This is a genomic window from uncultured Gemella sp., assembly GCF_963537375.1.
Taxonomy (GTDB): domain Bacteria; phylum Bacillota; class Bacilli; order Staphylococcales; family Gemellaceae; genus Gemella.
Genome location: NZ_CAUTDQ010000064.1, coordinates 1 through 6044, shown reverse-complemented (window position 1 = coordinate 6044; position 6044 = coordinate 1). Strand labels below are relative to the sequence as shown.

The following is a 6044-nucleotide window of genomic DNA, read 5'->3' as shown; positions in this document are numbered from 1 at the left end:
GTTGCAGTAAGTTGCACTAGTAATAATGAAGACATAATCAAAGGTATAATAAAAGTTATAGTATCAAGGATAATAAGAGTTATAGTGAGAGGAATTTAAGTTGCAGTAAGTTGCACTAGTAATAATGAAGACATAATCAAAGGTATAATAAAAGTTATAGTATCAAGGATAATAAGAGTTATAGTGAGAGGAATTTAAGTTGCAGTAAGTTGCACTAGTAATAATGAAGACATAATCAAAGGTATAATAAAAGCTATAGTACCAAGGATAGTAAGAGTTATAGTGAAAGAAATTTAAGTTGCAGTAAGTTGCACTAGTAATAACGAAGATATGCTTATAAGTAAAAAAAATATATAGTAGAAGCGATGATAGGAATTATAGAATTAAAAAATTAAAGGAATATTATTATGGAAAATAAATTAGTGGAAATAAATTATAATAAGAATGGAAATAGTAAAAAAACAAATAGCATGGGAATGCGTGAAATGCAGGCTAGGGCTTTTGAAAAGAGAAATTCACAACATTTGCTTATTAAGTCACCACCAGCATCAGGGAAATCACGTGCTTTAATGTTTATAGCGTTGGATAAACTTTTAAAACAAGGAGTAAAAAAAGTAATTGTTGCAGTACCTGAAAGATCTATAGGTGCTTCGTTTAAAGATACTAATCTAACGGATTATGGTTTTTATGCTGATTGGAAGGTAAATAAGAAGTATAATCTTACATTAGAAGGTAGCGAAAAAAGTAAGGTGAAAGCATTTGTTGAATTTATGAATTCGAATGAGGAGATTATTATTGCTACTCACTCTACTTTTAGGCATGCATATGAAAAAATTGATGATAAGTTATTCGACAATGTTTTAGTTGCGATAGATGAGTTCCATCATGTTTCTTCTGAAGATTCTTCTGTTTTAGGGACGGCATTAAAAAATATCATTCGTAATACTTCAGCTCATATAGTAGCAATGACGGGTTCATATTTTAGAGGAGATAGTATATCTATATTGGAAGAGATTGACGAAGATAAGTTTGATAAAGTGACTTATTCATATTATGAGCAACTCGATGGTTACGAGTATCTAAAAAGTTTTAGTATAAACTATAGTTTTTATAAAGGAAGTTATTTAGATTCATTACACGAAGTGTTAGATACAAACAAAAAAACAATTATTCATATTCCAAATGTAAACTCAAGAGAATCTACCAAAGATAAGCATGAAGAGGTGGAGAAAATATTTGATATTATAGGTGAGTATGAAGAGTATGATGAAGAAAATAGTATTCATTTAATAAGAACGACTGATGGTAGATTACTAAAAGTAGCTGATTTAGTGGAAGATAATCCATTGGTTAGAAGTAAAATATCTAAGTATTTGGCTAACATTAGTGATGTTGATGATATGGATATTATTATTGCATTAGGAATGGCAAAAGAAGGATTTGACTGGCCTTATTGCGAACATGCATTAACAATAGGTTATAGAAGTTCGTTAACAGAAATAGTGCAGATAATAGGTCGCTGTACAAGGGATAGTTCTAATAAAAATCATGCTCAATTTACTAACTTGATTGTTAGTCCAGATGCAGAAGGTGACGAAATAAATTCAACAGTTAATACTTTCTTGAAAGCCATATCTGCATCACTTTTAATGGAGAGTGTATTAAAACCAGATGTTCATTTTAGACCACGAAAAAATGATGATGAAAAAGGAACATCGGGGACAGGAGTTTTCATATCAGGATTAAAAGACCCATCGACTCAAAAGGTGAAAGATATAGTAGAAAAAGATTTAGCTGATTTAAGAGCAACTATCCTTTCAGATAATGATATTCAAAAAGCTATGACTCAAACGGATGTTAAGGTAGTTAATGATATACTAATTCCTAAGGTTATTCAAACTAAGTATCCTAAATTAACTGATGATGAAATTAAAGAAGTTACGGATCATGTAATAGTTGATATGGGATTAAAATCTGGAACTTTTGTAAAAGCTAAAGATGGGGCAGAATTTTTGAAATTTGGAAACAAATTGGTTAAGGTAGACGAGCTTAGTATAGATTTAATAAGACAAGTTTGTCCATTCCAAGAGGCCTATAAGGTTATGTCTAAGAATTTAGATGTTCCTACACTTAAGATAATTCAACGAGAAATTGACAAGAATAAATATAATTTTACTACTGAGGAACTTTTAGTTATCTACCCATTGATAAAAAGATTTGTATCAGAAAATCAAAGGAAACCTTTAAAAGATTCAGTAGATGAATATGAAAGAAGATTAGCATTTGCGTTAGTTAAACTTAATGAACTTAGAAGCAAGCGAGGAACTGAATAATATGGCTGATTTTAACAAATTAGAAGATATTTTCAATGATAATTTTTTTATTGAACATTTAAAAGAACAACCTAAACTTGTAGAAAAAGCTCAAGACCCTATAATCCAATCTTTTCTAGAAATTGTTGAATTTTATAGAGAAAATGAAAGAGAACCAGAACAAAAAAAGATTGGAAGAGAAAGAACTCTATTTAATAGATTAAAAAGTTATCGCTTAGATAAGGAACTAGCCAAGAAAGTGAGATATTTAGATGAATTTAATTTACTAGGACAAAATGATGAGAATGATTTATCAAATGATAAATTGAACAATTCAGTGTGTGAAAGTAAAATGATATATGATATGGGAAATCTAGAAAAGAGTTTTGATGGTTTAGATGCAATTTGCGATGATATGGATAGTTTTGATGAGATATTTTCAGAAAATGGAGATTATGATTTAGAATTGGAAAAATCCTTATTAGATACAAGTAGATATGCGAGTTATAAACAAAAAAGGGTACAGCCAAGGGATTATGCTGTTATTAAAAAATTAGATGATTTTGAACAGTACGATAGAATGTTTAAAAATATTCATAGTGATATTACTAGTGGGAGACGTGAATTGTTACCTATAGTTAATGAAGGCGAGAGTTCAGCTAATATAAATGCTGGAGACTACTTTATTGTAAATGGTCAAATGTTGTTTGTAGAGAGTATGGGGGATCAAGAGGTAGTAGTAAATAAAAAAGGAACTGCAACTAAGAATGCCAAGATGAAAGTAATCTATGAGAATGGTATGTATCACGAACAATTACGTCGTAATTCTCTTGCTGCTGATTTCCGAAGAAAACAATCTTTTAAAGTTAGTAATATTATTAATAGAAATAGTGAATTTGATAAAACTAAAGATATAGTCACAGGGAATATATATATTCTACAGTCTTTAAGTTCAAATAGTAAAATACAAAGTATACCTAATTTTTATAAAGTGGGAGTTACGAAGAACACTGTCGAGCAAAGAATCTCGAATGCAAAAAATGAAGAAACGTACCTCTACTCAGATGTTACAATAGTAACAACTTGGCAAGTAGCTAATGTAAATGCAGAGAAATTAGAAAAAGCTATCCATAATGTGATATCAGACTATCGAGTAGAAATTGAAATACCTATGCCAAATGGAAGAATGTATAGACCAAGAGAGTGGTTTTCTATAGAATTAGAGAAGCTGGAAAAAGTAATAAATGATATTATCTTAAAACTACAAATGAGTATTATGAAATAGTTTAACTTTTATTGATTATTCTTATATTCATGTTATAATAGGTAAGTATTTATAGAAAAGATTAGAATAGTTAATAAGGAGGAACCATGTCAGATTTAGAAAAATTATTTTTTAAGATAGATAAACAGGTAGAAGAGAATAAAGGTGAAGGGTTGTATTTTGACTCTTTAGTAAATTACCTAACTTTAGAGAATGATGAAGATTATTTTGATATTGTCGACAATTTCTCTAAAGAGGACATTAAAAAAGCTTATCAGTTTTTACTTTTAAAAGCTCTTAAAGAGTTAAATAATCCTAGTTATGACATTACACCAGAAGTTATTACTATGTATGTATCTCACATTTTAGAGTGTTTATACAATAACGAGAAGATTTCTGTAGCTGATTTTGCTAGTGGAAGTGGAAACTTTTTAATCAACTTAGCTGCCTTATCAAAAGGTGACTATGAATTAACTTCTGTAGATGTTGATAATAATTATGCTAGATTACAACAAAATATTTTCAATTTATTAGAAACTAATGTTGAAATCATTAATCAAGATGCTCTTAAGCCTTTAAATATTAAGAAGCAAGATGTTATCATAAGTGATGTGCCTTTTGGATATTATGCTGATGAGGATAACAGTTTAAACTATAAACTTTGCAGTGCTGAAGGATATAGCTTAAATGCTTTACTATTCATTGAACAAGCGACTAATTACTTAAATGATAATGGTGTAGGGGTATTAGTAGTACCTAAGAAAGTTCTTGAGCTTGAAGATAATTTCAAGAAGTTCTTAGAAGAAGATATTAATTTAAATGCGGTAATTACTTTACCTGATGAGATGTTCAAAAATGCATCTCAACAAAAAGCTATTATCTTAATAACTAGGAAAGGTCAAACTAAATTACCAAATCAAGTATTTCTAGCACAAGTACCTAGTCATAAAAATAAAGAAGGTTATGCTAATTTTATTGAAGAATTTAAAAATTGGTTATCTGAAAAATAGTATCTTTAATGTATAAATGAAAAGGTTATTTTCGTAGAAATATGTTAATAAATTGCTATTAAAGGTTGACAAGAACGTAAGAATATAATACAATATGTAAGTAGATTGCTCAAAGAGCGGTCTTAATGATTGAATGTTTGTATTTATTTTACATTCTAAACATTTAATTAAGTATTAAATTAAGATTTTGTAGTATCGGAGGGAGGGAAATCCAATGTCAAAAACTGTAGTTCGTAAAAATGAATCACTAGAAGATGCACTACGTCGTTTCAAACGTGCTGTTTCTAAAAACGGAACTATCCAAGAAGTTCGTAAACGTGAGTTTTATGAAAAACCAAGCGTTCGTCGTAAGAAAAAATCTGAAGCGGCTAGAAAACGTAAATATTAATAATTGGTAATTAACACGCAATTTATTAATAAAATCTAAAAAACTTTCCCTCTTTTAGATTTATTTAAAAAATAAGGACCTCATCGTAAGATGAGGTTTTTTTATATCTTTATATAATGAAGTAGGACTACTCTTGTTAAAAGTGAAAAATTGTGTTATTCTAATTTTAGTTATAATCACTAGGAGAATAGTATGTTTGCAATAATTTGTTTAAATATTATGTTATTAATTTCATGTTGGTACTTAATTGCTGAGAATCAAAAGAATAAAAATAAAATTAATGCTTTACAAGATGATTTAAATAAAGCAATTAAAAGACTAGCAACATTAGAAGAAGAGTCTCAAAAATAGTAGTTTTGAGTACAGAGATACCGCATAAACTAAAAGAAGATTCCATCCAAGACGGACGGAATCTTCTTTATTAAAATTCTACTTTTCTTATTTTTTTATCTAATTCAGCTATATTTCTAGCGTTCATTAATATCATTAAGAACTTAACTTCTCTTTTCCATTTTTCAATTTCTTGAATAAGAGCATCTTTTCCTTCATTTACAAGAATTTCTAAGAAAATTTTAGAAACACCAACCGCTTTAGCACCTAAAGCTAGGCATTTTACAACGTCTAGAGGATTACGAATACCACCACTTGCAATAATGTCGATTTTATCTTTATAAGAGTAGGCGATTTCTAAACTTTCTGCTGTAGTGTATCCAATTGCTTCCAGGTAAGTTGATTTATCAATTCTTCGTCCATTTTCGATTCTTGCGAAGTTTGTTCCACCCATACCGCTGATATCAACGGCTGGGATATTTAAATCGATTGCTAGTTTGATAGTTGCTTCGTTCATACCAAAACCTGTTTCTTTTAAGATTACAGGAATAGGAGATTTAGAGCTGACTTCTTTTAGGTTAGCGTACCAACTTTCGAAGTTATGATCACCTTCTGGCATAACGATTTCTTGAAGAGGATTAGTATGAAGTTGAATGTATTTTGCTTGTGATTTTTCAATTGCTTCTAAAACAAGTTTTGGATCTTTATCTAATCCTAAGTTTACCGAATAACCTTTAGGA

At 29.3% G+C, this 6044-nt stretch carries 6 protein-coding genes; 5 read left to right on the top strand and 1 reads right to left on the bottom strand.

Going from position 1 to position 6044, the window contains the following annotated elements; genetic code table 11:
• Nucleotides 1–407: 407 nt before the first annotated feature.
• From RYK99_RS08585 to RYK99_RS08565, 5 genes are all read left to right on the top strand, one after another.
• Nucleotides 408–2333 carry a DEAD/DEAH box helicase gene (locus tag RYK99_RS08585; protein ID WP_314991814.1) on the top strand — a complete coding sequence of 642 codons (1926 nt, stop codon included), beginning with the start codon at nucleotides 408–410 and terminating at the stop codon, nucleotides 2331–2333.
• Nucleotides 2302–3597: a GIY-YIG nuclease family protein gene (locus RYK99_RS08580; RefSeq protein ID WP_314991813.1), complete on the top strand. Its 1296-nt coding sequence runs from the start codon at nucleotides 2302–2304 to the stop codon at nucleotides 3595–3597. The genes RYK99_RS08585 and RYK99_RS08580 overlap by 32 nt, the downstream gene beginning before the upstream one ends.
• Before the next feature lie 86 nt (nucleotides 3598–3683).
• Entirely contained in the window at nucleotides 3684–4586 is a 903-nt protein-coding gene (locus RYK99_RS08575; RefSeq protein ID WP_314991812.1) for a class I SAM-dependent methyltransferase, read from the top strand.
• 214 nt (nucleotides 4587–4800) lie between these two features.
• Nucleotides 4801–4974 (top strand): 30S ribosomal protein S21, encoded by a 174-nt coding sequence (rpsU, locus tag RYK99_RS08570; RefSeq protein ID WP_003147339.1) that lies wholly within the window; start codon nucleotides 4801–4803, stop codon nucleotides 4972–4974.
• A gap of 192 nt (nucleotides 4975–5166) precedes the next feature.
• A complete protein-coding gene (locus RYK99_RS08565; RefSeq protein WP_314991811.1) occupies nucleotides 5167–5325 on the top strand; it encodes a cytochrome C biogenesis protein in 159 nt (52 codons plus the stop codon).
• A gap of 70 nt (nucleotides 5326–5395) precedes the next feature.
• Here RYK99_RS08565 and RYK99_RS08560 read toward each other — a convergent pair.
• Nucleotides 5396–6044: alpha-hydroxy-acid oxidizing protein (locus tag RYK99_RS08560; protein ID WP_314991810.1), on the bottom strand; the 649-nt coding region annotated here is incomplete at its 5' end.